This window comes from Eubacterium ramulus (assembly GCF_045002895.1).
GTDB classification, from domain to species: domain Bacteria; phylum Bacillota; class Clostridia; order Lachnospirales; family Lachnospiraceae; genus Eubacterium_I; species Eubacterium_I ramulus.
In genome coordinates this window covers 893,481-917,235 of record NZ_CP173382.1, presented here as the reverse complement: position 1 = coordinate 917,235, position 23,755 = coordinate 893,481, and the positions used below count along the sequence as shown (strand labels likewise).

20 protein-coding genes, 1 other RNA gene and 1 other annotated feature are annotated in these 23,755 nt (G+C 42.8%); of the genes, 2 read left to right on the top strand and 19 right to left on the bottom strand.

Annotation, left to right across the window (positions count from 1 at the left end):
* Window positions 1–26: 26 nt before the first annotated feature.
* Window positions 27–824 carry a DUF4866 domain-containing protein gene (locus ACIRUQ_RS04110; RefSeq protein WP_021737660.1) on the bottom strand — a complete coding sequence of 266 codons (798 nt, stop codon included), beginning with the start codon at window positions 822–824 and terminating at the stop codon, window positions 27–29.
* A 162-nt stretch (window positions 825–986) separates the two neighbouring features.
* Between ACIRUQ_RS04110 and ACIRUQ_RS04105 the strand changes: the two genes are divergently transcribed.
* Complete coding sequence (locus tag ACIRUQ_RS04105; protein WP_021737659.1) at window positions 987–1,880, top strand: LysR family transcriptional regulator; 894 nt, start codon at window positions 987–989, stop codon at window positions 1,878–1,880.
* Between the two features lie 139 nt (window positions 1,881–2,019).
* On the opposite strand, the gene ACIRUQ_RS04100 is transcribed toward ACIRUQ_RS04105, so the two are convergent.
* The 9 genes from ACIRUQ_RS04100 to ACIRUQ_RS04060 all read right to left on the bottom strand — a co-directional run bounded on the left by ACIRUQ_RS04100 (window position 2,020) and on the right by ACIRUQ_RS04060 (window position 11,431).
* A complete protein-coding gene (locus ACIRUQ_RS04100) occupies window positions 2,020–3,777 on the bottom strand; it encodes an ammonium transporter (RefSeq protein ID WP_022035701.1) in 1,758 nt (585 codons plus the stop codon).
* Window positions 3,778–4,291: 514 nt separating this feature from the next.
* Window positions 4,292–5,179: a LysR family transcriptional regulator gene (locus ACIRUQ_RS04095; RefSeq protein ID WP_022035700.1), complete on the bottom strand. Its 888-nt coding sequence runs from the start codon at window positions 5,177–5,179 to the stop codon at window positions 4,292–4,294.
* A gap of 18 nt (window positions 5,180–5,197) precedes the next feature.
* Window positions 5,198–6,139 (bottom strand): thiamine pyrophosphate-dependent enzyme, encoded by a 942-nt coding sequence (locus tag ACIRUQ_RS04090; RefSeq protein ID WP_055288939.1) that lies wholly within the window; start codon window positions 6,137–6,139, stop codon window positions 5,198–5,200.
* 11 nt (window positions 6,140–6,150) lie between these two features.
* Window positions 6,151–7,332 (bottom strand): transketolase C-terminal domain-containing protein, encoded by a 1,182-nt coding sequence (locus tag ACIRUQ_RS04085; RefSeq protein ID WP_055288941.1) that lies wholly within the window; start codon window positions 7,330–7,332, stop codon window positions 6,151–6,153.
* On the bottom strand, window positions 7,332–7,637 hold the full coding sequence (locus tag ACIRUQ_RS04080; protein WP_021737653.1) for a 4Fe-4S binding protein: 306 nt from the start codon (window positions 7,635–7,637) through the stop codon (window positions 7,332–7,334). The genes ACIRUQ_RS04085 and ACIRUQ_RS04080 overlap by 1 nt, the downstream gene beginning before the upstream one ends.
* A gap of 12 nt (window positions 7,638–7,649) precedes the next feature.
* Window positions 7,650–8,228, bottom strand: a complete 579-nt coding sequence (locus ACIRUQ_RS04075) for a 2-oxoacid:acceptor oxidoreductase family protein (RefSeq protein ID WP_022035698.1) — start codon at window positions 8,226–8,228, stop codon at window positions 7,650–7,652.
* 296 nt (window positions 8,229–8,524) lie between these two features.
* On the bottom strand, window positions 8,525–10,711 hold the full coding sequence (locus ACIRUQ_RS04070; RefSeq protein ID WP_055288943.1) for a DNA topoisomerase III: 2,187 nt from the start codon (window positions 10,709–10,711) through the stop codon (window positions 8,525–8,527).
* Between the two features lie 62 nt (window positions 10,712–10,773).
* On the bottom strand, window positions 10,774–11,250 hold the full coding sequence (locus ACIRUQ_RS04065) for an LURP-one-related/scramblase family protein (protein WP_021737650.1): 477 nt from the start codon (window positions 11,248–11,250) through the stop codon (window positions 10,774–10,776).
* A 40-nt stretch (window positions 11,251–11,290) separates the two neighbouring features.
* Window positions 11,291–11,431 carry a hypothetical protein gene (locus ACIRUQ_RS04060; protein WP_302448095.1) on the bottom strand — a complete coding sequence of 47 codons (141 nt, stop codon included), beginning with the start codon at window positions 11,429–11,431 and terminating at the stop codon, window positions 11,291–11,293.
* Between the two features lie 269 nt (window positions 11,432–11,700).
* Between ACIRUQ_RS04060 and ACIRUQ_RS04055 the strand changes: the two genes are divergently transcribed.
* Window positions 11,701–12,900, top strand: a complete 1,200-nt coding sequence (locus ACIRUQ_RS04055; protein WP_022035696.1) for a sugar MFS transporter — start codon at window positions 11,701–11,703, stop codon at window positions 12,898–12,900.
* 71 nt (window positions 12,901–12,971) lie between these two features.
* Here ACIRUQ_RS04055 and queA read toward each other — a convergent pair whose 3' ends face one another.
* From queA to ACIRUQ_RS04010, 9 genes are all read right to left on the bottom strand, one after another.
* Window positions 12,972–13,997: a tRNA preQ1(34) S-adenosylmethionine ribosyltransferase-isomerase QueA gene (gene queA / locus ACIRUQ_RS04050; protein ID WP_055288945.1), complete on the bottom strand. Its 1,026-nt coding sequence runs from the start codon at window positions 13,995–13,997 to the stop codon at window positions 12,972–12,974.
* Window positions 13,998–14,028: 31 nt separating this feature from the next.
* Window positions 14,029–16,446 carry a phenylalanine--tRNA ligase subunit beta gene (pheT, locus tag ACIRUQ_RS04045; protein ID WP_022035694.1) on the bottom strand — a complete coding sequence of 806 codons (2,418 nt, stop codon included), beginning with the start codon at window positions 16,444–16,446 and terminating at the stop codon, window positions 14,029–14,031.
* A gap of 145 nt (window positions 16,447–16,591) precedes the next feature.
* Window positions 16,592–17,611 carry a phenylalanine--tRNA ligase subunit alpha gene (gene pheS / locus ACIRUQ_RS04040; RefSeq protein ID WP_021737629.1) on the bottom strand — a complete coding sequence of 340 codons (1,020 nt, stop codon included), beginning with the start codon at window positions 17,609–17,611 and terminating at the stop codon, window positions 16,592–16,594.
* A gap of 131 nt (window positions 17,612–17,742) precedes the next feature.
* Window positions 17,743–17,990, bottom strand: a binding site (T-box leader).
* A 135-nt stretch (window positions 17,991–18,125) separates the two neighbouring features.
* Window positions 18,126–18,992: a YihY/virulence factor BrkB family protein gene (locus ACIRUQ_RS04035; protein WP_022035692.1), complete on the bottom strand. Its 867-nt coding sequence runs from the start codon at window positions 18,990–18,992 to the stop codon at window positions 18,126–18,128.
* 89 nt (window positions 18,993–19,081) lie between these two features.
* Window positions 19,082–21,076: a SpoIID/LytB domain-containing protein gene (locus tag ACIRUQ_RS04030; RefSeq protein WP_055288947.1), complete on the bottom strand. Its 1,995-nt coding sequence runs from the start codon at window positions 21,074–21,076 to the stop codon at window positions 19,082–19,084.
* Window positions 21,077–21,251: 175 nt separating this feature from the next.
* A non-coding RNA gene (ssrS, locus tag ACIRUQ_RS04025) (6S RNA) lies at window positions 21,252–21,430 on the bottom strand.
* Between the two features lie 109 nt (window positions 21,431–21,539).
* Complete coding sequence (locus ACIRUQ_RS04020; RefSeq protein ID WP_021737624.1) at window positions 21,540–21,929, bottom strand: cytidine deaminase; 390 nt, start codon at window positions 21,927–21,929, stop codon at window positions 21,540–21,542.
* 1 nt (window position 21,930) lies between these two features.
* On the bottom strand, window positions 21,931–22,581 hold the full coding sequence (deoC, locus tag ACIRUQ_RS04015) for a deoxyribose-phosphate aldolase (protein WP_022035689.1): 651 nt from the start codon (window positions 22,579–22,581) through the stop codon (window positions 21,931–21,933).
* A 213-nt stretch (window positions 22,582–22,794) separates the two neighbouring features.
* Complete coding sequence (locus tag ACIRUQ_RS04010) at window positions 22,795–23,745, bottom strand: branched-chain amino acid ABC transporter permease (protein ID WP_021737622.1); 951 nt, start codon at window positions 23,743–23,745, stop codon at window positions 22,795–22,797.
* Between the last annotated feature and the right edge of the window lie 10 nt (window positions 23,746–23,755).

Genomic DNA, 23,755 nt, shown 5'->3' with positions numbered 1-23,755 from the left:
TATAGAAGTAAAACACTGTTATCTGATTACAAATCCAGACTGTCCGCACCAGCTACCCGTATCATCTGTTCTCTGCAAGACAGCACAAGTCCGTCGATCATACTTAAATGCTGAAGCATTCTGTTTTCAAACTGATGGATAGGTAACAGTACCCCAAGTTCATCAAAAGATTTTCCCGCCTTACTTCCGGTTTCCTGTCCATAATAAACAATTGCAGAATACGCTGCTTTCTGAATCTCCTGAAAAGTATTCCAGACCACATCATAAGCCTGAGCCTCGGAAAGATGTAATTTTTTCGTATCTGGCATAGCATATAAAATCAGGATACCCCGTTCCCTTTTTTCCTTTTTTTCCTCGATATTCATATGTTCCGTATAGTACCTGACCATATCATATCCGTCTGCCAGATATAGTTTCGAACGTGGAGCTGCCACATGCGCCTGATAGATTTCCAGAAATTTCTTATATTCATGTCTGGAAACAACGGATTGCTTTGTATTCAATACTTTTCCATTGATATCTGTCAACAGAACCGGATTTTCCCCTGTTTTTCCATGAAATCTCTTTGGAATCAGATAAGCTTCCTTCAGCAGATCAAACATGCTGCGATTACACAATTCCAGCAGAACCGCACTGACATCACCATTTTCATATGCTTTTAACATAACTTCTGCAAAATGTCCCGGATCAGAATCTATAAAACGATTATCATCACACAGATGGTTATAAAATGTCTCACTGAGACGTTCACATGCATCCCTGGATGCCAGAATGCGTGAAAACATTTTCTCAACTTCCTCTTCTCTTGGTAAAACAAGTGACATACAATCATCTCCTATTCATTTTTTATGACAGTTGTTTTTTCTATTCAAGTCGATTATAATAGGAAATCAGCAATCAGTAAAAGATATTATTGACATGCTTATTATAATATTTTGATATATCTGTTTCCGTCATCAACTATCATTTTTACAGGAGATTTCATTATGAATGTAAATTTTGAATATTACAAAATTTTTTATTATGTAGCCAGATACTGTAATTTTACGAAAGCAGCACATGCACTCCACAACAGTCAGCCAAATATTACGCGGGCCATGAATGCTCTGGAGCAGGAAATCCAGTGCACATTATTTGTGCGCACCAACCGAGGCGTACAGTTGACACCGGAAGGCCAGCAGCTTTATGTACGTGTATCGGCTGCCATGACACAATTGCAGGCTGCGGAAGATGAACTGACGAAAAGTGCAAGTCTGGAATATGGCAGCATTTCAATCGGTGCCAGTGAAATCGCTTTGAATATCTATCTTCTGCATCGATTACGTCAGTTTCATATAGATTATCCAAAAGTACGGCTAAAAATTGCAAATCATTCTACACCGCAGGCTATTCAATCTCTCAAAAGCGGTGAAATTGATTTCGCAGTTGTGACAACTCCATTGACCGTTACTTCACCGCTGATTCAGGTAAATTTGCAGCCTTTTCAGGATATCCTTGTCGGAGGAACTACCTTCCGTCCTCTTCAGCAAAAAATTTTATCGATTTCTGAATTGAAAAACTATCCATTTATCTGTCTGGGGGTGAATACTGCTACCCGGCATTTTTATGATGAGCTTTTTTTCTCTCATGGTCTGCGTCTGGTCCCGGATATTGAAACGGCCACGACAGATCAGATTCTTCCCCTGGTCAAAAATGAGCTTGGACTTGCTTTTCTTCCTGAGCCAATGGTTACGGATGCATTACAGAACAATTCTGTAGTTTCTTTGAAATTGAGAGAGGCACTTCCTACCCGCCAGGTCAGCATTGTGTATGATCAGACTCATCCCATGAGCATGGCTGCACATCGTCTGCTTGAACTTTTGATTCATGATAAAATTTAGATCTACGATAAAAAACAGATGTTCCAGACAAAAATCCGAAGCATCTGCTTTTTCGTTAAGGTTTTATATAAGGATTTTGAAGAATTACTAAATTACTGAAATTGTATCAGCTTATTATTACTACTATTGCCTTTTACAGTTAGTCCTGAAGTGCATCGTAACCTTCTGCACCGGTACTGATCTTGATTGCATTTTCTACGTTGTATACGAAGATCTTACCATCACCGATATGACCGGTATACAGTGCTTTCTTGGCAGCTTCAATAACAGTTCTAGGAGAAACTTTACTTACTACGATATCAACCTGAATCTTAGGCAGTAAGTTCATATCCATGGTAACACCACGGTATTTGCTTGTTCTGCCGTGCTGAGCACCACAACCAAGTACATTTGTAACGGTCATACCATTGATACCAATTGCAGCCATTGCCTCGTTGAGGGCATCGAATCTGCTCTGTTTTGCATAGATTGTAATCTTTGTAATACTTACATCGCTGCCAGTTGCAATAGATGGATCCGGAGTACGAACCTGTACCGGAACAGCCTCATCGATTGGTACTGCATTTTTCGGAAGTTTAACCGGAGTAGCAGATGAGAAGTTGTTGATACTGGATGTTAATGCAAAGTCTGCATAAGCGCTTGCAAGACCATGTTCTGTCTGATCCAGACCAATGATTTCTTCTTCTTCGCTGACACGAAGACCGATTGTTGCACGAATTACAAGGAATGTAATTGTAATTGTAACTGCTGCCCATGCCAGAACGGTTATGATACCAAGGCACTGCAGACCTAATAATTTTACGCCGCCGCCATAGAACAGACCGACAAGCTCATTTCCGTTTTTATCTGCGATTGCATAACCCGGAGCTGTGTTTGTAGCAAAAAGACCTACTGCAAATGTACCCCAGATACCATTCATAAAGTGAACGGCTACGGCACCAACCGGATCATCTACATGTAACTTGTAATCAAGAAGCCATACACCAAATACTACTAATAAACCTGCCACAGCACCGATTACGATGGAACCTGCTGCATCTGTAACATCACAAGGAGCTGTGATTGCTACCAGACCTGCTAAAGAAGCATTCAGACACATGGAGACATCAGGTTTACCATATTTTAACCATGTAAATATCATACAAACAACCGTTGCAACTGCCGGTGAAATGGTTGTTGTAAGGAAAATAGAACCTAACTGCTCAATACTTGTTGCTGCTGCGCCGTTGAAACCATACCAGCCAAACCAGAGAATGAAACATCCAAGGCAGCCAAGTGCAAGGTTATGTCCCGGAATAGCATTTACTTTTCTGATCTTGCCATTCTCGTCTTTTGTAAATTTACCGATACGTGGTCCAAGAAGCCATGCACCGATCAGTGCGCTGACACCACCAACCATATGAATTGCACAGGATCCTGCAAAATCATGGAAGCCAAGCTGTGCTAACCAGCCGCCGCCCCAGATCCAGTGTGCTTCAATCGGGTAAATCAATGCAGAGATTACTCCGGAATAAATACAATAGGATAAAAATTTTGTTCTCTCTGCCATAGCACCGGAAACGATGGTTGCTGTGGTAGCACAGAATACTAAGTTAAATACGAAACTTGAAAAACTGAAATTACTGTAGGATGAGAAAAGATCAAATCCCGGTTTTCCAATAAATCCTAACACATCTTCGCCAAGTAAGAACGAAAATCCAATCAGAATGAACATTACAGTACCAATACAGAAATCCATCAGGTTCTTCATCAAAATGTTACCGGTATTTTTTGCTCTGGTGAAACCTGCCTCTACCATTGCGAAACCTGCCTGCATCCAGAATACCAATGCGGCACCCATCAGAAACCAGACACCAAATATGTTGTCATTAATAAAAGTCATAATCTCCTGCGTCATAACTTACCTCCTAGTTTTTCGATTCCAAAGAATCTTTACTTAAAACGGCACCATATAGTTTTTTGACAGGAAATCTATTATTATTATTTCCTATCAAATAAAAAAAGGAGCGTCACCTGCCGCTAGCCTGCAGATGACACCCCATTGTGCCGCTATCAGAGTTTTTCTATTGTCCGGGCATTAATCCACTAAAAATTCAACTAACACATGTTTATAAATGCTGTTAATCGCTATGACAGGATCTTTATCCCGGAAAATAGAAAAAGGCACCGGAAGTTCATTCTTCTCAGCACCTTTGCCTTTGATGACTGTAATATTACCCTCATCGAAATAAAAAGTCAATAAAATTTATTAATTTTTTGTGAATTTATACAATCTGGCGAATTATTATACTTTTTGGCATTATTTTTGTGCAATTCAACCAGAGCACAATAATTACTATACGGAAGGGGATAAAAAGAAAGGGTTATATAAATAGACAGGAGAAGCATTTTTACCCCTCACAGTAACTCTTTTATGCTTCTTCTATGGTCTTATACTTTTCTACAACGTGCTGGTAAAGCATTTTAACCGCAGGTGCAAGGAAATTCGGATTTAATGCCGATATTCCTATGACACGATATGCTTCCGGCATCATTGGATAACGATGCACTTCGTATGGAATATCATTCATAACCAACTCCGGCATAATGCAAATGCCAAGTCCTGCTGCCACCAATGCAATCGTAGACAGGTCATCTACCACATGATAGTCCATCCGTACATTTCCCAATCCATTCTGTTTCATAAAAATTGCGATATCTGCATCCGTGGTCTCCATCTGGGATACAAAGACCTGATCTTTCATCTCATCCGGTGTCATATATGGTGTATCTTCCCGTTTACGGTAATCTTTTGGCACTACACAGAGCAACGGATCACGGTACAACGGCTCAATTGGCAGATCTCCGGCAGAAGACAGGGAGAGAAATCCAATGTCCACAATACCGTTTTTGATCCAGTAAGACACGTCCGCATAGGTTCCCTGATACAGTTCGATATTAATGTCCGGGTAACGCTGATGAAAGGAATGGATGATGTCTGTCATCCAGTTTGTGCATACGCTGGAAAAACAGCCCACCTTTACATTTCCCATTTTCAGTCCGTTCAGTCCCGCAATTGCCTGCTGCAGGCTTTCGTCACTGTTTAACACCGCATTCACGTATGGAAGCAGATGTTCTCCATAGTTGGTCAGGGCTACCCCTGCCTTATTTCTCGTAAACAGGGAAAATCCCAGTTCCTGCTCCATCGATGCAATCGCATGACTGACAGCAGAAGGCGTCAGATTTAAAATCTCTGCCGCCTTCTGAAAACTCCCCTGTCCCACCACTGTCTGAAATACCTGATAGGATAACAAAGTCATATATTTATTCCTCCCGGATTATCGTGCACACTTATACTGCAGCTCTTCCCAACGACGGTCAACCTCAGCCTGGAACTGAGCGATCAGATCTTCATTGCCCGGTTTGAACAGATGTTTGAATCTGCCCTGCTCGCGTAAGAAGTCCTCGATCGGCAGTTTTTTCTTTGGCTCGTATGTTAAGCGCCATTTGCCATGCTCTACCTCAAACATCGGCCAGTAACATGTCTCAACTGCAAGTTTACAGATTTTCATGATCTCGGCAGTATCATAACGCCATCCACGCGGACATGGAGTCATGATATTTAAGAAAGCAGCACCCTCTGTGTAGATGGCTTTCTCTGCTTTTTTGTGAAGATCGGAGAAATTACCGATCATCGTTGTCTGACCAACATACGGAACATCATGATCTGCGATAATAGATGCCAGATCTTTTCTGTTCTGCATTTTACCGTTGGACTGTGTTCCAACCGGTGTAGTTGTAGTATCTGCATACATCGGAGTTGCAGAAGAACGCTGGATACCGGTATTCATGTATGCTCCATTATCGTAGCAGACATACACCATATCGTGATTACGCTCCATTGCTCCGGAAAGAGACTGGAAACCGATATCATATGTACCACCATCACCACCAAATGTGATAAATTTGAAGGTTGCATCTTCCGGCAGACGACCACGTTTTTTCAGTGCTTTGTATGCTGTCTCAACACCACTTAATGTAGCACCTGCATTTTCAAATGCATTATGGATATAGCTGTCCTCCCACGCCGTATATGGATACATGAAAGAAGAAACCTCCAGACATCCGGTTGCGTTACCGATCACTGCCTGATCTCCCTCATGCAATGCACGCAGTACGGCACGAACTGCGATGGTTGCGCCACATCCTGCACACATTCTGTGTCCCGGAGCCAGACGTTCCGGTTTGCTCATAACTTCTTTAAATTTATATTCGCTCATCACTCTGCCTCCTACTTTCTCAGACCGATATACTGATACTGTGTTACCGGTTTACCATTTTCTACTACATCTTCCAGTTCTGCAAATACATCTTTTGCTTCTTCAACAGTAAAATCACGTCCACCAAGTCCATAGATATAATTAATTGCTTCCATATAAGTTCTTGTGCGGTACAGACCTGCTGTAATCTCAGAACCAAGCGGTCCACCGTTTCCGTTGTAACTCTCGCAACGATCCATGATAGCTACAGCCTTGCAGTTTTTGATTGCCTCTACGATTTCTTCAGCCGGGAACGGGCGGAACACACGCAATTTCAGAACTCCGACTTTCTTTCCTTCCTCGCGCAGCTCGTCTACAGCCTCTTTTGCTGTTCCTGCTGCGGAACCAATAATAACCATCACATAGTCTGCATCTTCTGTCTTATATTCTTCAAAAAGACCGTACTCTCTGCCGGAAATTCCTGCAAACTCTTTGGCTACATCTAAGATAACCTGTTTTGCATTCTCCAGCGCAATCAGCTGATTTTTTCTACTTTCCATTACAAAATTAGATACTGCATACGGTCCAACAGAAACCGGTTTCCCCGGATTTAACAAATACTCCTCCGGATGATATTCACCAACGAACTCTTTGACCGGTGCATCCTCTAATAATTCAATATTCTCTACGGCGTGACTGGTAATAAAACCATCCTGACAAATCATAATCGGCAGGCGGACATCTTTATGCTCGGCAATGCGGTATGCCTGAATAAAATTATCGTATACTTCCTGATTGTTTTCTGCATAAATCTGAATCCATCCGGTATCACGGGCCCCCATACCATCGGTATGATCACAGTTGATGTTGATCGGACCGGAAAGGGTACGGTTTACCAATGTCAGAGCGATCGGCATACGGTTGGAAGCTGCCAGCAGCAATTCCTCCCACATCAGGGCCAGACCAGCGGAAGAAGTTGCGGTCAGTGTCCTTGCGCCTGCTGCCTCAGATCCGATGCAGGCACTCATTGCAGAATGTTCACTCTCGACCGGAATAAACTCTGTATCGATTTCGCCGTTTGCAATGTATGTGGATACCATCTGCGGAATCTCTGTGGACGGCGTGATCGGAAATGCCGGCATAACATCCGGATTTACCTGTTTGATTGCATAGGCAACGGCCTCGTTACCTGACATACGTTCTTTGATTCCCATTATTCTACGCCCTCCTTCATTTTGATTGCTCCAAACGGACATACCTTTGCACAGATTCCGCACCCTTTGCAGTGATCTAAGTCAAAGGCTCCTCGTTTCTGATCTTTGACCGGAATGGAACTGTCCGGACAGACCGGTGCACACAGCAGACACTGTTTGCAGTTATCCTCTAAATAAACCGGTGTATTATTTCTCCACTCACCGGTCTTAAAATATTTGGAAGTTCCTGCAGCAAATACCTGCATTCCTTCCGTCAGCCCTGTATGTGGCGTATGTTCATTGATTTTATTGATATCTGTTCTCATCTTCTATCTCCTCTATGCTTCCTCTACAGCCGCAAAAGCCATTTCCAGTGCTTTCATATTTCCATCAATCACTTCCGGTTTTTTTGCAAATTTATGTTTGTAAGAAGCACGCATTTCATGCAAAAATGTTTCTTTCGGCATTACACCGGTAGTTGCTACAACTGCTGCCAGCATTGGAGAATTCGGAAAATATTTTCCCAGTGCTTCCTCAGAAATTGTTCTTGCATCAATCGTAACGACACGTCCCTCATAACCGTTTAACTGCGGCATGATCTCTTCTTTTGATTTTGCTGTATTAACAATGATGGCACCTTCTTTTTTCAATCCGGCTGTTACATCAACGGTATGTAATAATGTCTCATCAACAACTGCAACAAAATCCGGATCATAAATATTGGAATGTACACGAATCACATCTGAACTGATTCTGTTATAAGCAGTGATCGGCGCGCCCATGCGCTCCGGACCGTACTCCGGGAAACCCTGTACATGCTTTCCGGTTTTAAAAGCTACATCTGCCAGAAGCAGTGCTGCAGTCTTGGCACCCTGACCGCCACGGCCATGCCATCTGATCTCAATTCCATTTTTCATGATCTATCTCTCCTCTTTTCGTGACTACTCTTTCCTGAAATGTTGGTTTTTACCAGCATTTAACATTATATCGGTGTGTTTTTTGATTGTAAAGAGATAAAGTGATTTTTTTTCATTTTATAGATGAAACAAATTCATGTATCGTATCTGACAATGAAATTCAGGTACATAAAAACACAAATTTCTAACGACCAGACCGAATGATTCTCTCATAGATTTTAACCAGATATTTTTCTGAAAAGCAAAAAATATTCAATCAGAACCTTTCCCGCTCTGGTTGAATATTTTTTATTTGTTTACAATTTAATGTTTTTCAATGCGTCCAGCATTGCATTACTGCCGGTCTCCTGCTTTACCTCTTTCTGTTGTTTCTTCAGATAATTCTGTACATCCCGTTTGGAAACTCCTGCGCCTTCTTTCTTCCGGCGCTCCTGGAATTTACTCAGGCGCTCCTTATATCCACACTTACATACAAAAGAAGCATTTTCACCGCTGCCGATCAGTTCCATTCGTTTATGACACTGCGGACAGCGGGCATTCGTCGTCTTTGCGATAGTCTGCCGGTATCCGCATTCCCGATCCTGACATACAAGCATCCGACTGTTTTTGCCATTTACAGCAAGCAGACGTTTCCCGCAATTCGGACAAAGTTTGTTTGTCATATTATCATGCCGAAAAGTTCCTTCCGCTGTCTTGATCTGTTTTACCAGATCCGTTGAATAAGTCCGAATCTCATTCATAAACTTCCGGTCTGAAAGTTTTCCTTCTGCAATCTTTGAGAGTTTCATTTCCCACTCTGCCGTCAGTTCCGGCTTGCGCAGATCTTCCGGAACCAGTTCCAGAAGCTGACGTGCCTTCGCTGTGGTATAGATATCTTCACCCTTTTTCTCTAATAAAAAGCCGGAAAACAATTTTTCAATAATATCTGCCCTGGTAGCAACCGTTCCAAGTCCACCGGTTTCTCCCAGTGTCTTCGCCATTTCTTTGTTGCTGCTTTCCATATAACGTACCGGATTTTCCATGGCAGCGATCAGCGTGCCTTCGGTAAATCGTGCCGGTGGCTTTGTCTTACCTTCTGTCAGGCGGATATCGGAAATGGAAAATTCCTGCCCTTTTTGCATTACAGGAAGATTCTGGCGTTTTAATTCCTCTTCTTCCTCATCCTCGGACTGATTTTCATAAACCGCTTTCCATCCCATATGCAACGGACGGGTTCCTCTGGCATAAAAATGTTCTCCTTCCACTGCTCCAGTCAATACAGATTCTTCGTATTCATACGCCGGATACATAACTGCCAGAAATCTGCGCACTACCATATCGTAGATTTTTCGTTCCTCATTACTCATATGGATATAATTTGGTGCCTGCTCCGTTGGAATGATCGCATGATGGTCGCTGACTTTTGCATCATTGACAAATGCAGGTTTCTTCGGCAGTTCGCGGCGAATCAGTGGAGCCGCAAATTCTCGGTAAACCCCTGCATTGATGGCCTGCAAACGTTCTTTGATCGTTCCCATGACATCTGCTGTCAAATAACGGGAATCCGTTCGCGGATAAGTCAGGACTTTATGATTTTCATACAGCCGCTGCATAATATTCAACGTTTCTTTTGCAGAAAATCCAAATTTCTGATTCGCTTCCCGTTGCAACTGTGTCAGGTCATATAATTGTGGTGCGCCCTGCTTTTTCACCTTTGTATCTGCTTTTATGATCTGCAATTTCTTTCCGGACAATTTTTTCTGAATATTCGCTATCTGTTCCTTCTGAAAGCTGCGATAACTGCCACTTTTTTCATCTTTCCAGGTAAATACCACACCCTCTGCCTGCAATTGCAGTCCGTAATATGGTTTTGGAACAAATTTCCGAATTTCTTCTTCCCGCTTTGCAATCATTGCAAGTGTCGGCGTCTGTACGCGACCACAGGACAACTGCGCATTGTATTTGCAGGTCAATGCTCTGGTCGCATTTAATCCAACCAGCCAGTCTGCCTCTGCACGGCAGACAGCCGCATGATACAGATTATCATATTCTTTTGCATTTTTCAGATGCTCAAATCCCTGACGGATTGCTTTATCTGTCACAGAAGAAATCCACAGACGCTTACACGGCTTGTGATTGTCTGCTTTCTTCAGAATCCAGCGGGCAACCAGCTCCCCCTCTCGGCCGGCATCGGTGGCAATGACAATATCCGATACATCCTTACGGTAGATCTGTCGTTTCACTGCCTGATATTGCTTCCCGGTCTGCTTGATGACCTCGATATCCATCTTCCCCGGAAGCATCGGAAGGTCTTCCATTTTCCAGTCTCTGTATTTTTTATCATAATGCTCCGGATCTGCCAATGTAATCAAGTGGCCTAATCCCCATGTTACGATATACTGACTGCCTTCCAGAGCTCCGTCAATTTTCTTTCCACACTTTAAAACTCTGCCGATATCACGCCCAACGGAAGGTTTTTCGGCAATGACTAATGTTTTTCCCATATTCTTGCTAATTCTCTTTCTTCTTTTTGTTCTATTTCTCTCAGCCTTTGTAAAACGGACATTTAAGAATTATTCTGTGAACAGTTTGCAGCATCAATGGCCAGTACCAGTAACAATGCCGGAATTTCATGCTTCGGATCATCAAACTCGATGGCGTAGGTGTCACCCCAGCTCAGAATCTTTTTATGTACATGAACGACTGCACTGCATGCTTCATACACATCATAATCCCAGCCCATGAAATCACCTTCTGCACGCCATCCCATGAAATCCACATCATATTTTGGACGGAACAAAGCAAAACGCTGCTCTATGTGCCCCATCAACTGTCCATTCCATTCGATTTCAAAAGTTGGAAGTAAACAGAATAATTTCTGTTTGATAAATCCGATTTCATTGTGCGCCGCATCATATACATGGAGGCGATGTCCTAATGAGATAAGTTCATTTTTCACAAAATATTTCTGATTTCCCTGTTCATCGTAGATATCATATGTATCTGACCAGGAAAATACACGTTGTTCAATTAATAATTGCATGTGTACTCCTTCTTATTCTTAACCGTCTCTAAGGGTCTCTTTAGAGACCTTTAGAGACTCTTGGAAACTCAAATAATTCCAGTTCATCATAATAATACTGGAATGGATAATCACTGCTTCCGTGTTGCTTGATTTCCATAAAATCCTCGTCTGTAAGTATTTTATTATAATTCATCTCCATATCACATTCTTTCTTTTTACGATATTATACAGTATTTTTGCAATTTAATTCAATGCATATATTTTTTATTTGTTATATAATCAAACAAAAAAGAAAAGAGGTATTCGCATGATTTTTAAATGGATGAATGAAAGTGAGATCAGCATTGAAGGAGACAGAATTGAAATAACCGCACCACCAAAAACAGACTTTTTTTGTGGCAGCATTTTTATGAACATCTTTCTATTGAACATAAAATTGTTAAAAATATTCGGAACGGGAAATAAGAAATGAATACTGTAAAGAAAAATGACTATCATAAGACAAAAATTGCCTGTTATATGGGCTTTATCACGCAGGCTATTGCGGCAAACTTTGCACCGCTTCTTTTTTTGAAATTTCACAATGACTATCATATTTCTCTCGGTAATATTGCTTTGATATCCACTTTCTTCTTTTTCACACAACTTCTGGTTGATCTGTTCTGTGCCAAATTTGTAGATTATATCGGATATCGTATTTGCGTTGTTGCATCAGAAATATTTGCTTCACTTGGACTGGTTGGACTGGCATTTTTACCTGATCTTTTACCTGATCCTTTCATTGGAATTATATGCAGTGTCGTTGTTTATGCTATCGGAAGTGGCTTAATCGAAGTGCTTTGCAGCCCTATTATTGAAGCCTGTCCATTTGAAAACAAAGAAGCAACAATGAGCCTGCTCCATTCCTTTTACTGTTGGGGATCTGTTGGAACAATTTTGATTTCCAGCTTGTTTTTTCTGATATTCGGCATAAACAGCTGGAAATGGCTTGCCGTAATATGGGCGCTCATTCCTGCTGTTAACACTTATAATTTCATGACCTGTCCGATTGAGCATCTGGTTGACACCGGCACCGGAATGGGAATTAAAAGTCTATTTGCCAAACCTTTTTTCTGGGTTGCGATATGTCTGATGATCTGTTCTGGGGCTTCTGAACTTGCAATGGCTCAATGGGCATCTGCTTATGCCGAATCTGCGCTGGGATTGTCAAAAGCACTGGGAGACTTAGCAGGTCCATGTATGTTTGCAGTCACCATGGGCATCAGTCGCATAATTTTTGGGAAATATGGAAAACAGCTGGATTTAATGAAGTTTATGGGCGGTTCCGGCATATTATGTGTTATCTGCTATCTCCTTTCTGCCCTGTCATCTAATTCGATCATTGGACTTGTCGGTTGTATAGTATGCGGTTTTTCAGTTGGAATTATGTGGCCGGGGACAATCAGTATTTCCTCAAAAACGTTTCCAAAGGGTGGGACAGCTATGTTCTCTCTCCTTGCCATGGCAGGAGATTTAGGTGGCAGTATCGGGCCTGGAATTGTTGGCCGTATCACCCAGAACGCCGGGAATAATATTAGGATCGGCATGAGATGCGGACTTATTTTTCCAGTAATTCTATTATTTATGCTCTTTCTTCTATATCGAAAAAATCAGCACACACAAAAATAGCACCTGCGACAGCCCACACACTGTCACAGGCACTATTTATTTATCCCACTATATTTTCTTAGAAATGCTTTCTACTGAATAAACATCGCATCTCCAAAGGAGAAGAACCGATATCCTTCCTTCACTGCTTCCTCATAAGCCGCCAGCACATGCTCTCTTCCTGCAAGTGCAGAAACCAGCATCAGCAACGTTGACTCCGGCAGATGGAAGTTTGTGATCAGACAATCCAGCACTTTGAATTGATAGCCCGGATAGATGAAAATCTCTGTCCATCCGCTGCTCTCTTTCAACATACCGTTTTCGTCCGCTGCGGACTCAATGGTACGGCAGCTTGTGGTTCCAACACAAATTACACGATGACCGTTTTTCTTCGCATTGTTGATCTTGTCAGCGGCTTCCTGTGTCACCATATAGAACTCTGAATGCATATGGTGTTCCAGGATATTGTCCACTTTTACCGGACGGAAAGTACCAAGTCCGACATGCAGTGTTACCTCTGCAATATCAACGCCCATATCTTTTACCTGCTGAAGCAGTTCCGGTGTAAAATGTAACCCTGCAGTCGGAGCTGCTGCAGAACCGTCATATTTTGCGTAAACAGTCTGATAACGGTTCTTGTCCTTTAACTGATGTGTGATATATGGCGGTAACGGCATCTGACCTAACTGATCCAGAATTTCTTCAAAAATTCCTTCATAAGTAAATTGGATCAGACGGTTGCCCTCTTCCACGATATCAATCACTTCACCGACTAAAAGTCCACCACCAAAAATAATCTTTGTGCCGACTTTTGCCTTTTTACCCGGTTTTACCAGCGTTTCCCAGACATCGTTTTCCTTGCGTTTCAGCAGAAGAATCTCGATTTTTGCCTGAGTCCCCTCTTTTTCACCAAACAGACGGGCAGGAATTACTTTTGTATTGTTTAAGACAAGGCAGTCACCTGGTTTCAGGAATTCTGTGATTTCCCGGAATACATGATGAGAATACTCGCCAGTCTCTTTATCCAGGACCAGAAGTCTGGAGGATGACCGATCCTCCAGCGGGTCCTGCGCAATCTGCTCCTGTGGCAGATCAAAATAATAATCTGTTACCTTCATTTCGTTTTCGTTCAATACAGACACCAACTTTCTACTGGCGCAGCTCTATGCCCAGACGCTCCAGACCGTTCATTATCTTCTTCATGGCAGCAGTGATATCTGCTTCCTCTAACGTACGGTCTTTTGCACGGAAGGTCAGTTTATAAGCCAGAGATTTGAATCCTGCTTTAATCTGTGCGCCCTCATAAATATCAAATAATTCATAAGACTCAAGAATCTTGCCGCCTCTCTCGTCAAATACCTTCTCAATATCGCCTGCAAGTACATGTTTCGGAACAACCATACTGAGGTCGCGGCTGACTGCCGGATATTTTGCAATGCCTTCGTATTTGCGGTCAAAAGTTGCACGGGAAACGATTTCCGGCATATCAATGACAGCAACGTATACGCGATCTTTAATGGAGTAATTTGCTGCAACTGTCGGATGAACCTCACCGAGGTAGCCGATTACCTGACCATCATAAATAACATTTGCCTGACGTCCAGGATGTAAGAAGGACAGTTCCGACTCCGGATCATACTCCGGTTTCAGATTCATGCCTACTTTATACAGGAACTCCTCAATAACACCTTTCATAGTATAGAAATCGCCATCACCGTAGAATCCCAATGTAAACTGCATGCGCTCTTCCGGAAGCTCTGTAACAGGCTCCTGTTTTGGCAGATAAATATTTCCTAATTCATACAGACGCACATCTTTGTTTCTACGATTGAAGTTGGTAGAAAGAGATGTCAGCATTCCGTTTAAGGAAACGGTACGCATAATACTGAAGTCCTCGCCAAGCGGATTGGAAATCGTTACGGTATTACGCAACTGACTGTCTGCCGGAAGTAATAATTTATCAAATACCTTCGGACTCTCGAAGGAGTATGTCATTCCCTGTGAAAATCCGCAGAACTGGGCAACTTCTCTTGCCACTTCCTCTACACGAAGTTTAAAGGAAAGTTTACCTGTTGTGGATTCTCCGGATGGAAGTGTGGTCGGGATATTGTCATATCCGTAGAAACGTGCTACTTCCTCTGCGATGTCTGCATCACGGAGCAGATCCTGTCTCCAGGATGGAACGATGACTTCCTGTGTCTCCTCATCAAAACCAAGATCGATTTTTTTGAAATATCCGATCATTGTCTCTGCAGAAATATCAGTTCCGAGCAGACCATTGATCCAATCCGGATCAAATGCAATTCTTCTTCCTGTCATTTCTTTCTGGTATACATCAACGACACCGCCAACAACTTCACCTGCACCAAGTTCTTCGATGAGCTGGCAGGCACGGTTCATAGCCTCAATCGCATTGTTTGGATCCAGGCCTTTTTCAAATTTGGAGGAAGCGTCGGTACGAAGACCTACTTTTTTGCTGGACAGACGGATGTTTGTTCCATCAAAGCAAGCCGCCTCAAAAAGCATTGTCTGAACATTGTCTGTGATCATGGAGTTTTCGCCACCCATGATACCGGCAAGTCCGATTGCTTTTTCGCCATCGCAGATCATCAAAATACTGTCATCCAAGGTGCGCTCCTGGCCATCTAACGTAACAAATTTCTCTCCTTTAGCAGCACGGCGTACCCGAATCTCATGGCCGGAGATTGTATCCATATCATAAGCATGCATTGGCTGTCCAAACTCTTCCATGACATAGTTTGTGATATCTACGATATTGTTGATCGGACGGATACCGTGGGAAGCCAGTCTGTGCTGCATCCACTTCGGTGACGGTGCGATCTTAATATTTTTTACTACACGGGCAGTATAACGCGGGCAAAGATCCGCATCTTCTACAGATACTTTAATGTAGTCGTTTACGTCCTCTGTATTTCCTGTCTCTGTTACTACCGGCGGAATAAATTCTTTTCCGAAAGTAGCTGCTGCCTCACGGGCAATACCAAGAATGGAAAAGCAGTCTACACGGTTAGATGTAATCTCGTACTCTACAACTACGTCATCTAATCCAAGATAAGCAACTGCACTCTCACCAACCGGAGCGTCTTCCGGTAAAATGTAAAGTCCGTCCTCAGCTGCATCCGGATACATATCGGTATTAGAGCCAAGTTCTTCAATGGAGCACATCATACCATTGGACTCTATACCTCTTAATTTACCTTTTTTGATTTTGATGCCGCCTTCTACGACTTTTCCGTCATGACCGCCTGCAACACGTCCACCGTCTAATACAACCGGGACTTTTGCGCCTTCAAATACGTTTGGTGCGCCGGTTACAATCTGTGTGGTCTCTCCGCCGATATCCACCTGGCAGATTACCAGTTTATCTGCATCCGGGTGTTTTTCGATTTTTAATACCTGACCGATCACGATTTTTTCCAGATCCTCATCTAATTTTTTATATCCTTCTACTTTTGAACCGGAAAGTGTCATCGCATCCATGTATTCCTGCGGCTCTACTTCTAATTCCGGAACATATGCTTTTATCCAAGATAATGAAGTTGTCATGTTTCTTTCTCCTATATTAATTCTTTCATAATTTTTCGTGCAGATTCGAAAATTATTCCTGCAAAGTTTTTCTTATGCACTTCTTTCGTGCAGATTCGAAAATCTTTCCCTCAAAATTTTTCCTATGCACTTCTCAAAGCTAACGCTAAAACTGTTTCAAAAATCTGTCGTCATTTTCGTAAAGCAGACGCATATCGTCGATTTCATATTTTAACAGTGCGATACGCTCCAGGCCTACACCGAACGCAAATCCGGAATATTCCTTTGGATCAATGCCGCTCATCTCAAGTACGTGCGGGTGAACCATGCCACAGCCAAGAATCTCAATCCATCCTTCACCTTTACAGAAACGGCATCCTTTTCCACCACATTTGAAGCAAGTCACGTCTACCTCAGCACTCGGCTCTGTGAATGGGAAATGATGTGGACGGAATTTTACTTTTGTCTCAGGTCCGAACAGCTCTTTTGCAAACTCCTGCAGTGTTCCTTTCAGATCTGCAAATGTAACACCTTTATCGATAACCAGTCCCTCAATCTGATGGAAGGACGGAGAATGAGTTGCATCTACTTCATCGGCACGGAATACACGTCCCGGTGCGATCATACGGATCGGCAGTTTGCCCTGTTCCATCACTCGAACCTGTACCGGAGATGTCTGTGTACGAAGTACAATTTTGTCATTGATATAGAATGTATCCTGTTCATCTTTGGCCGGATGATTTGCCGGAATATTCAGTGCCTCAAAGTTGTAGTAATCGTACTCTACTTCCGGTCCTTCTACGACTTCATATCCCATACCAACAAAGATACGCTCAACTTCTTCCAGGGCGATGGTGTTCGGATGACCATGACCTACACGGTTTTTCTTTGCCGGAAGTGTTACGTCAATGACTTCTTTTTTCAGTTTATGTTCCAACTCCAACGCTTCCATTTTCTTTTTGGTTTCTTCTAATTTTTGTTCGATGGCTGCTCTTGTCTCATTTACCATCTGACCAACCAATGGACGCTCTTCCGGGCTGACATCTTTCATTCCTTTTAATACTGCAGTAAGCTCACCTTTTTTCCCGAGGAATGCAACACGGACATCATTTAATCCGTTTAATCCTTCTGAACTTTCGATAGAAGCAAGCGCTTTTTCTCTGATTTGCTTTAACTTGTCTTTCATCTCTTATCTCCTTTTACTTATTCATAAATGTATCAGATTGTTCTGTTTTATCATTTTGAGAAATATTGATTACACGGATTGTTCCGTGCTTTGCACTTCCACAATCCCATAAAAAAACGTCCCTTCACAAAGAAAGGGACGAAATAATTCCGCGGTACCACCCGACTTTCCGACATACATCGGACACTCTGATGCATAACGTGCATGACCCGTCTGTCTCTACTGGACCCGTACGGCATTGCAAACCGTACATTCCCTGTTCAAAACAGCAGCTCCGATGGGAAATTCAGCAAATGTCTTTCCTTAAATGTACTCTCAGCCAACATACATTCTCTCTGTAATCCGATCATCTGCCTACTGACATCTTCTCAGCTTTTGTAACCTGGATTCTATTTCTCCGGTACAGCATACTATATACAGCATCCGGACAATAAATCAAAAACAGAAAGATTTGAAAATATACATATCTCCAAATCAAAACTAAAATTTATTCTAGCATAGCTTTTTTAAAACATCAAGCGTTTTTATCCTGTTCCCGTTCTTTTTTTCTCTGTCGCGCTTCCTGGATCTCCACCAGAAGAATTTCAAACAGATTATTCACTTCTGCACACACCAGAAAAATGTACATACTGATGTACAGCCAGAACATCAACAGGAAGATCGTAGTCAGACTGCCATATAAGGAAAATCCGTTAAAATAATCAACATATACAGACAGTCCAAAGGAAAATACATACCATGCGGCAGAACATCCCACCGCTCCAATAAGCTGGCTTTTAAACGTTGCAGTCCGGTTCGGCAATACTTTATAAATAAACATAAAGAATACGATCAATACAAAAAACAGGATCAGCAGCCGCAGTTTTAAAATGATATCCGTTACTATGGACAGAATTGGTGCATACTGTACGAGCATATTCTGGATTTTCCGGCCAAATACCAGAAATACCATCAGTAAAATGATGACAAGCACGAGGATCAATGTCTCGATCATTGCCCGGAAACGCAGTACAAACCAGTTTCGGGTCTCATCGGTATCGTATACAATATTCAGACCGTAACGAAGACTCTGGATCGACTTTGCAGCAGAATACACCGCAAAGATCACTGCGATTGGAAGCATTTTGGCCGAATTTGTATACACTTCATTTACCACATTGATCAGCATCGGCGTGATCTTGATTTGTCCCGGAAGTACCATCTGAATCACCGACAGTACGGTACTCTCACTCACTGGTGTGAACCGCAGCAGCGACAGAAATACCAGTAAAAACGGGATGGCTGACATGATGATAAACAGCGCTGCCTGCGCTGCGTAGGCACCAATATTATCTTTTTTCAGTTTTTGTAAAAAGAACCTTATCAAATGCTTATAATCCATAAGTTCTCCCCTTTTGTATCCAAAACAATTGTCTTTTGAATATTCACATTCCGATAGAATATCAGATTTTTTACATTTCATCAAGTTTTTTATTCACCAGATCCTGTATACAGTTCTGTTCCCGGGAAAAATGTTCCAAGTATCTCCACATATCCCTTGCCGCTTTTTGCCATGCCATCCGCACCATACTGGCTCATACCGATCCCGTGTCCCAAACCACCTCCATAGAGCACATAGATTCCGTGTTCTTCTGTATCAACCGAAAAAAATGCACTGGGAAGCATGTGGAAATTATGTGCAGAATTTCCGTTTTTATCTGTCAAAGTGGTACAAATGCTCCATAAAATATTCCGGATTGCATTTTCATTGTATACATGTGCAATACCGTTTTCAAAAGTCAGACGCAGATCTGTGACACAGCCGGATTCCGATCTTGCATCAATGCCAAGATCCGCTAGCGTTCCAAAAGATGTCAGATTCTCCGTCTGCACACCTGCGCCATCTGTCAGCACTACTTTTCCATCCCGGTGGCTGGCTGCCGTCTGTAATGAGTGCCGCAGTTTCTGCTCATTTCCTGCTAACTGCAACACAGCCCGCCATCGAAAAAAGCGACTTTCACTGTCGTATGCTGTCACCTGGCCATCCCGCAAAAATATATCTGCAGATGATCCCATTCCTTCATTCTGTACAAGACTGTGAACCCCCAGATAAGGAAGTGCCTCCTGCTGCCATACTTCCAGACCGGTAGTATAACCACAGGACGTAGAAAAATAATAAATCGAGGCTATCATCCCCTGCCAGGTAAGAATTTGTCCGGCGGTAGCATACACGGCCTCCGTTGCCGCCGCATTTGCATTTTCCGGAAGGTATACCTGACAGTCAGTGGTATCGTCCACATCCGCATGATACATTTCATAAGCGGTTCCCAACACCTGTAACGCCGCATAGGTCCGGGCACAGACTGCCTGGGCTTTCAATGCTTCCGGTGCAAAGGATGCAGGCATCTCCCCAGGCACCACACCGCAGAGATAATCTTCCATCCCAAGTTCATTCACAATCCAATATGTATTGCCATCTGCCTTTCGATATATATGCAGTTTTCCGGCATAGGTCCCCTGAACTGCTCCACCGGCATCTGTCAGACTTAATGTACCGCCATCTGTCGCTTCCACAACAGCTTCATTGACCCCGTTCTGTGCCATCCACGTACCACAGTCTGCTGCTGTTTGGGCCGCAACAACCGCCTCCACACCGGAAGCAGATGCTTTCCATGTGGTACTTCCCAATACATACACTCCAGCACGTTCCGGCTTCTGTCCATGATCCTGCGTCAGTAGAACCCGCACCGTCTCCGGAATTGTAATCAGTCCCACTTTCGTGCCTGCGCTGTTCCCGGAAGCTGTTTTTTCCGGTGTTTTTCCCGCTTCTGCATCCATCTGTCCCACTTCCTGTTTGATTCCCAGCAGTACCTTCCCCTGCACATACGCCACATAGTGTTTTCCATACTCCATCCGACAGCTTTGCAGATCACAATCATAATTTCCATTGTCTGCTATGATACGCTGTTCTCCGGGAACTTTTCCAAGATATTGTACTTCCGCTTCAGTTACGGTATCTTTCACCTGAAGAGTATCCAGAAGCAGTTCATAGTACATACACCATTGCGCTCTGCTTACTATCGTTTCATTCTTTTTCACAGAGGTACTATCAGTTGTACTAAAATGGTTCTGCAGCTGCATCACTGCTTCCTCATAACATCCTTCTACCCCCAGCACACTGCAAATTTGTTGCAGATCAGCCACAGTCAGAACATCCCGGACTTTTGGAATCACCAACTTCCGTGTTTCCTCCGGCGTCAGATATGCTGCCTGCAGATACCCTGCCAGTTCCGACGCATAAACCTCCTGATGAAGCTCCGTTGTCTGCTCCTGCTTTTCTTTTTCTTCCGCTACTATCAAAAAGATTCCTGCAATCACAGCCATACTAAGGAAACACAACAGAAGCACCTTTCGACGCTTTCTTCGTTTTTTCTGTTTTTCCAGATATCTTCGTCCTGGCTGTCTGCAATCTGTTTCTGTTCTCATACACCTGTCCCCTCCACGCAACATCATATGGCTGTAAAAGGGAAAAAAGAACCGGACATGATGTTATTCACACCATGTCCGGCTTTATCTTTTGTGATTCAGTTCTTTCATCTTTTGTAACGCAGACATATCTCTATGCCTTTATCTTTTGTAACATTTTTCAGTTTTCTCTTTTGTGATCCCAGAGTGCCGTTCCTGCAATTTTGACTCCTAGCAAAGCTAGGGGGGATTCCGCAATCGGTCTTCTGCCTTCCACTGCGAATTCGGTGGCCTGGCATCCAGCCGACAATTTAAGATTCCCAAAAAGAAAATGTAGGTTCAAAATAACAGGGTTCTCGCACACCCCAGGAATCACTTCCGCTACATCTGATTATACTTTACTATGTGCATCCTGGCAATAAAAAATTCAAATTTTTTTTAGAAAATTCTGGATTCCGACTTCACGTTCGTTTTGCCATATTCCTTATTTTTCCAGAGAAAAAGCATAAGGTAAAAGTTCACCTAAGGATGCTGTGCGCTGAATTCCTTCGCATCCCAGCATGAGCACCTGAAAATCCCGGGAACAAAACTCCGCCATCACCTGGCGGCAGACACCGCAGGGCGCTGTCGGCTGTTTGCTGTCACTGATAATAGCGATTGCTTCAAATTCACGAAATCCTTCCGAAACCGCTTTGAATATTGCGGTACGTTCTGCACAATTTGTAGGACCATACGCTGAATTTTCGATATTGCACCCGGTAAATATCGTACCGTCTTTGCACCGCAGTGCCGCTCCTACATGAAAACCGGAGTAAGGAGCATAGGCCTGTTCTTTTGCTTCCTTTGCCTTCTGAATCAGTTCTGCAAACTCCATCTTATTCTCCGTCCTGCAACATTGCAATTGCACTGCTTGTACCGATCCGGCTGCATCCTGCACCGATATACAGTTCCATATCTTCTTTGGAACGGATACCGCCTGCCGCTTTGATCTTTACATTCGGTCCCACATGCTGCTTCATCAGTATCACATCCTCCAATGTAGCACCGCCGGTTCCGAATCCGGTTGAGGTCTTGATAAAATCCGCTCCGGCTTCTGTCACTGCTTCGCACATCCGGATTTTCTCTTCTTCCGTCAGATAACAGTTTTCAATAATCACTTTTAAGATCTTATCACCGGTTGCTTCCTTGAGCAGACGAATCTCCTCTGTTACCTGCGAATACTCCTGATTCTTTACCATACCAAGATTGATAACCATATCGATCTCATTCGCACCGTCTTCCAGTGCCTGACGTGTCTCTGCCAGTTTCGCCTCTGTACTTGCATTACCAAGCGGGAAACCGACTACTGTGCAAATGTTTAATTCCGGAAAATATTCATGTGCACGCTTTACATAGCTGCTTGGGATGCACACAGAAGCCATTCTGAAAAAACGTGCTTCCTGACACAACTGCTGGATTTCTTTCCAGGTTGTGACTGCCTTTAACGCAGTGTGATCCACAAATCTGTATAATTCTTCTTTTTTCATGTCTTTACCTCATTTTTACGAATGACTTCATGATAATATATTTTATACAAAAAATCTATACAAACTGATATTTTCAGAAATTGTTACAACAAAGAACCAGTTTTCTTCCGTTTCCGGGAAATAATCACTATAACTTATAAATCCTCACACAGACCACATTGAAAATCCCGCAGACAACCAGATCTGCGGGACTTCTTTAAAAAGTTGGATATGTTAATGTTTTGGAATACTTCTTCTTGGTGATAAAATCTGAAATCCGGTCTTCTTATATAGGGTTCCCATAATGCCATCCGGTGCAACCATAATAACAACAATTGCGATAATACCAAGTACAATATTTGACATACCAGGATAGTTATACATAATCTGTACGATGATTACATATAATACAGATCCAACGATCGGGCCTTCCATGGTTCCCAGTCCACCAATGATAACAGCAAATGTCATAGCAATCGTCCAGTTGATGGAGAAACCTGTGGATGGATTAATATAAGCCGTCTGCATGTACTGTGCACCACCGATCAGTCCCATCATGAAGCATGCGATCACATAGCATTTCAATTTTGTTTTATAAAGTTCTACACCCATAGTCTCAGCTGCAGATGCGCTGTCACGAATGGCCATAAGCGCCAGACCGGTTTTTGTTCTCAGCAATCCAAACACAACCAAAACTGCGAGTACCGCAACAATCAATGCTGTGTAATATAACTGTTTATTAGACAGGGAAAATACTGTGCTGATACTCCAGTCCTGTGCATAACCTACAAATTTCCAGTTTGAGAAGAAAATATTTAATGCTTCTGCGATGATCCATGTTCCGATTGCAAAGTATACACCGCTCATCTTAAAGATTGCCGGAGATACTGCAAGTCCAAACAGTGCACAGATTACTGCACCGATGATGATCGCCAGATAAATATTTACACCATAGTTTACAGAAAGAATGGTCAATGAATAACCGCCGATTCCAATAAAAGCCTGCATACCAAGAGACAACATTCCGGCATAACCGCCAAGCAGGTTCCACATCTGGCTCATAGCCATATACAGACACATCAGAGTAATAATATTCAGCAGATACGTTGAACCGGCCTGCGGAATAATTACAAACATAACTGCGATAACCGCAATTAAAATGATCAGGTTCATTTTTTTCTTCATATTCGTCAGC

Excerpts from the sequence above, each read along its gene's own strand:
- ACIRUQ_RS04110 (WP_021737660.1), bottom strand. The coding sequence starts at position 824 with ATGTCACTTGTTTTACCAAGAGAAGAGGAAGTTGAGAAAATGTTTTCA.
- ACIRUQ_RS04105 (WP_021737659.1), top strand. The coding sequence starts at position 987 with ATGAATGTAAATTTTGAATATTACAAAATTTTTTATTATGTAGCCAGA.
- ACIRUQ_RS04100 (WP_022035701.1), bottom strand. The coding sequence starts at position 3,777 with ATGACGCAGGAGATTATGACTTTTATTAATGACAACATATTTGGTGTC.
- ACIRUQ_RS04095 (WP_022035700.1), bottom strand. The coding sequence starts at position 5,179 with ATGACTTTGTTATCCTATCAGGTATTTCAGACAGTGGTGGGACAGGGG.
- ACIRUQ_RS04090 (WP_055288939.1), bottom strand. The coding sequence starts at position 6,139 with ATGAGCGAATATAAATTTAAAGAAGTTATGAGCAAACCGGAACGTCTG.
- ACIRUQ_RS04085 (WP_055288941.1), bottom strand. The coding sequence starts at position 7,332 with ATGGGAATCAAAGAACGTATGTCAGGTAACGAGGCCGTTGCCTATGCA.
- ACIRUQ_RS04080 (WP_021737653.1), bottom strand. The coding sequence starts at position 7,637 with ATGAGAACAGATATCAATAAAATCAATGAACATACGCCACATACAGGG.
- ACIRUQ_RS04075 (WP_022035698.1), bottom strand. The coding sequence starts at position 8,228 with ATGAAAAATGGAATTGAGATCAGATGGCATGGCCGTGGCGGTCAGGGT.
- ACIRUQ_RS04070 (WP_055288943.1), bottom strand. The coding sequence starts at position 10,711 with ATGGGAAAAACATTAGTCATTGCCGAAAAACCTTCCGTTGGGCGTGAT.
- ACIRUQ_RS04065 (WP_021737650.1), bottom strand. The coding sequence starts at position 11,250 with ATGCAATTATTAATTGAACAACGTGTATTTTCCTGGTCAGATACATAT.
- ACIRUQ_RS04060 (WP_302448095.1), bottom strand. The coding sequence starts at position 11,431 with ATGGAGATGAATTATAATAAAATACTTACAGACGAGGATTTTATGGAA.
- ACIRUQ_RS04055 (WP_022035696.1), top strand. The coding sequence starts at position 11,701 with ATGAATACTGTAAAGAAAAATGACTATCATAAGACAAAAATTGCCTGT.
- queA (WP_055288945.1), bottom strand. The coding sequence starts at position 13,997 with ATGAAGGTAACAGATTATTATTTTGATCTGCCACAGGAGCAGATTGCG.
- pheT (WP_022035694.1), bottom strand. The coding sequence starts at position 16,446 with ATGACAACTTCATTATCTTGGATAAAAGCATATGTTCCGGAATTAGAA.
- pheS (WP_021737629.1), bottom strand. The coding sequence starts at position 17,611 with ATGAAAGACAAGTTAAAGCAAATCAGAGAAAAAGCGCTTGCTTCTATC.
- ACIRUQ_RS04035 (WP_022035692.1), bottom strand. The coding sequence starts at position 18,992 with ATGGATTATAAGCATTTGATAAGGTTCTTTTTACAAAAACTGAAAAAA.
- ACIRUQ_RS04030 (WP_055288947.1), bottom strand. The coding sequence starts at position 21,076 with ATGAGAACAGAAACAGATTGCAGACAGCCAGGACGAAGATATCTGGAA.
- ACIRUQ_RS04020 (WP_021737624.1), bottom strand. The coding sequence starts at position 21,929 with ATGGAGTTTGCAGAACTGATTCAGAAGGCAAAGGAAGCAAAAGAACAG.
- deoC (WP_022035689.1), bottom strand. The coding sequence starts at position 22,581 with ATGAAAAAAGAAGAATTATACAGATTTGTGGATCACACTGCGTTAAAG.
- ACIRUQ_RS04010 (WP_021737622.1), bottom strand. The coding sequence starts at position 23,745 with ATGAAGAAAAAAATGAACCTGATCATTTTAATTGCGGTTATCGCAGTT.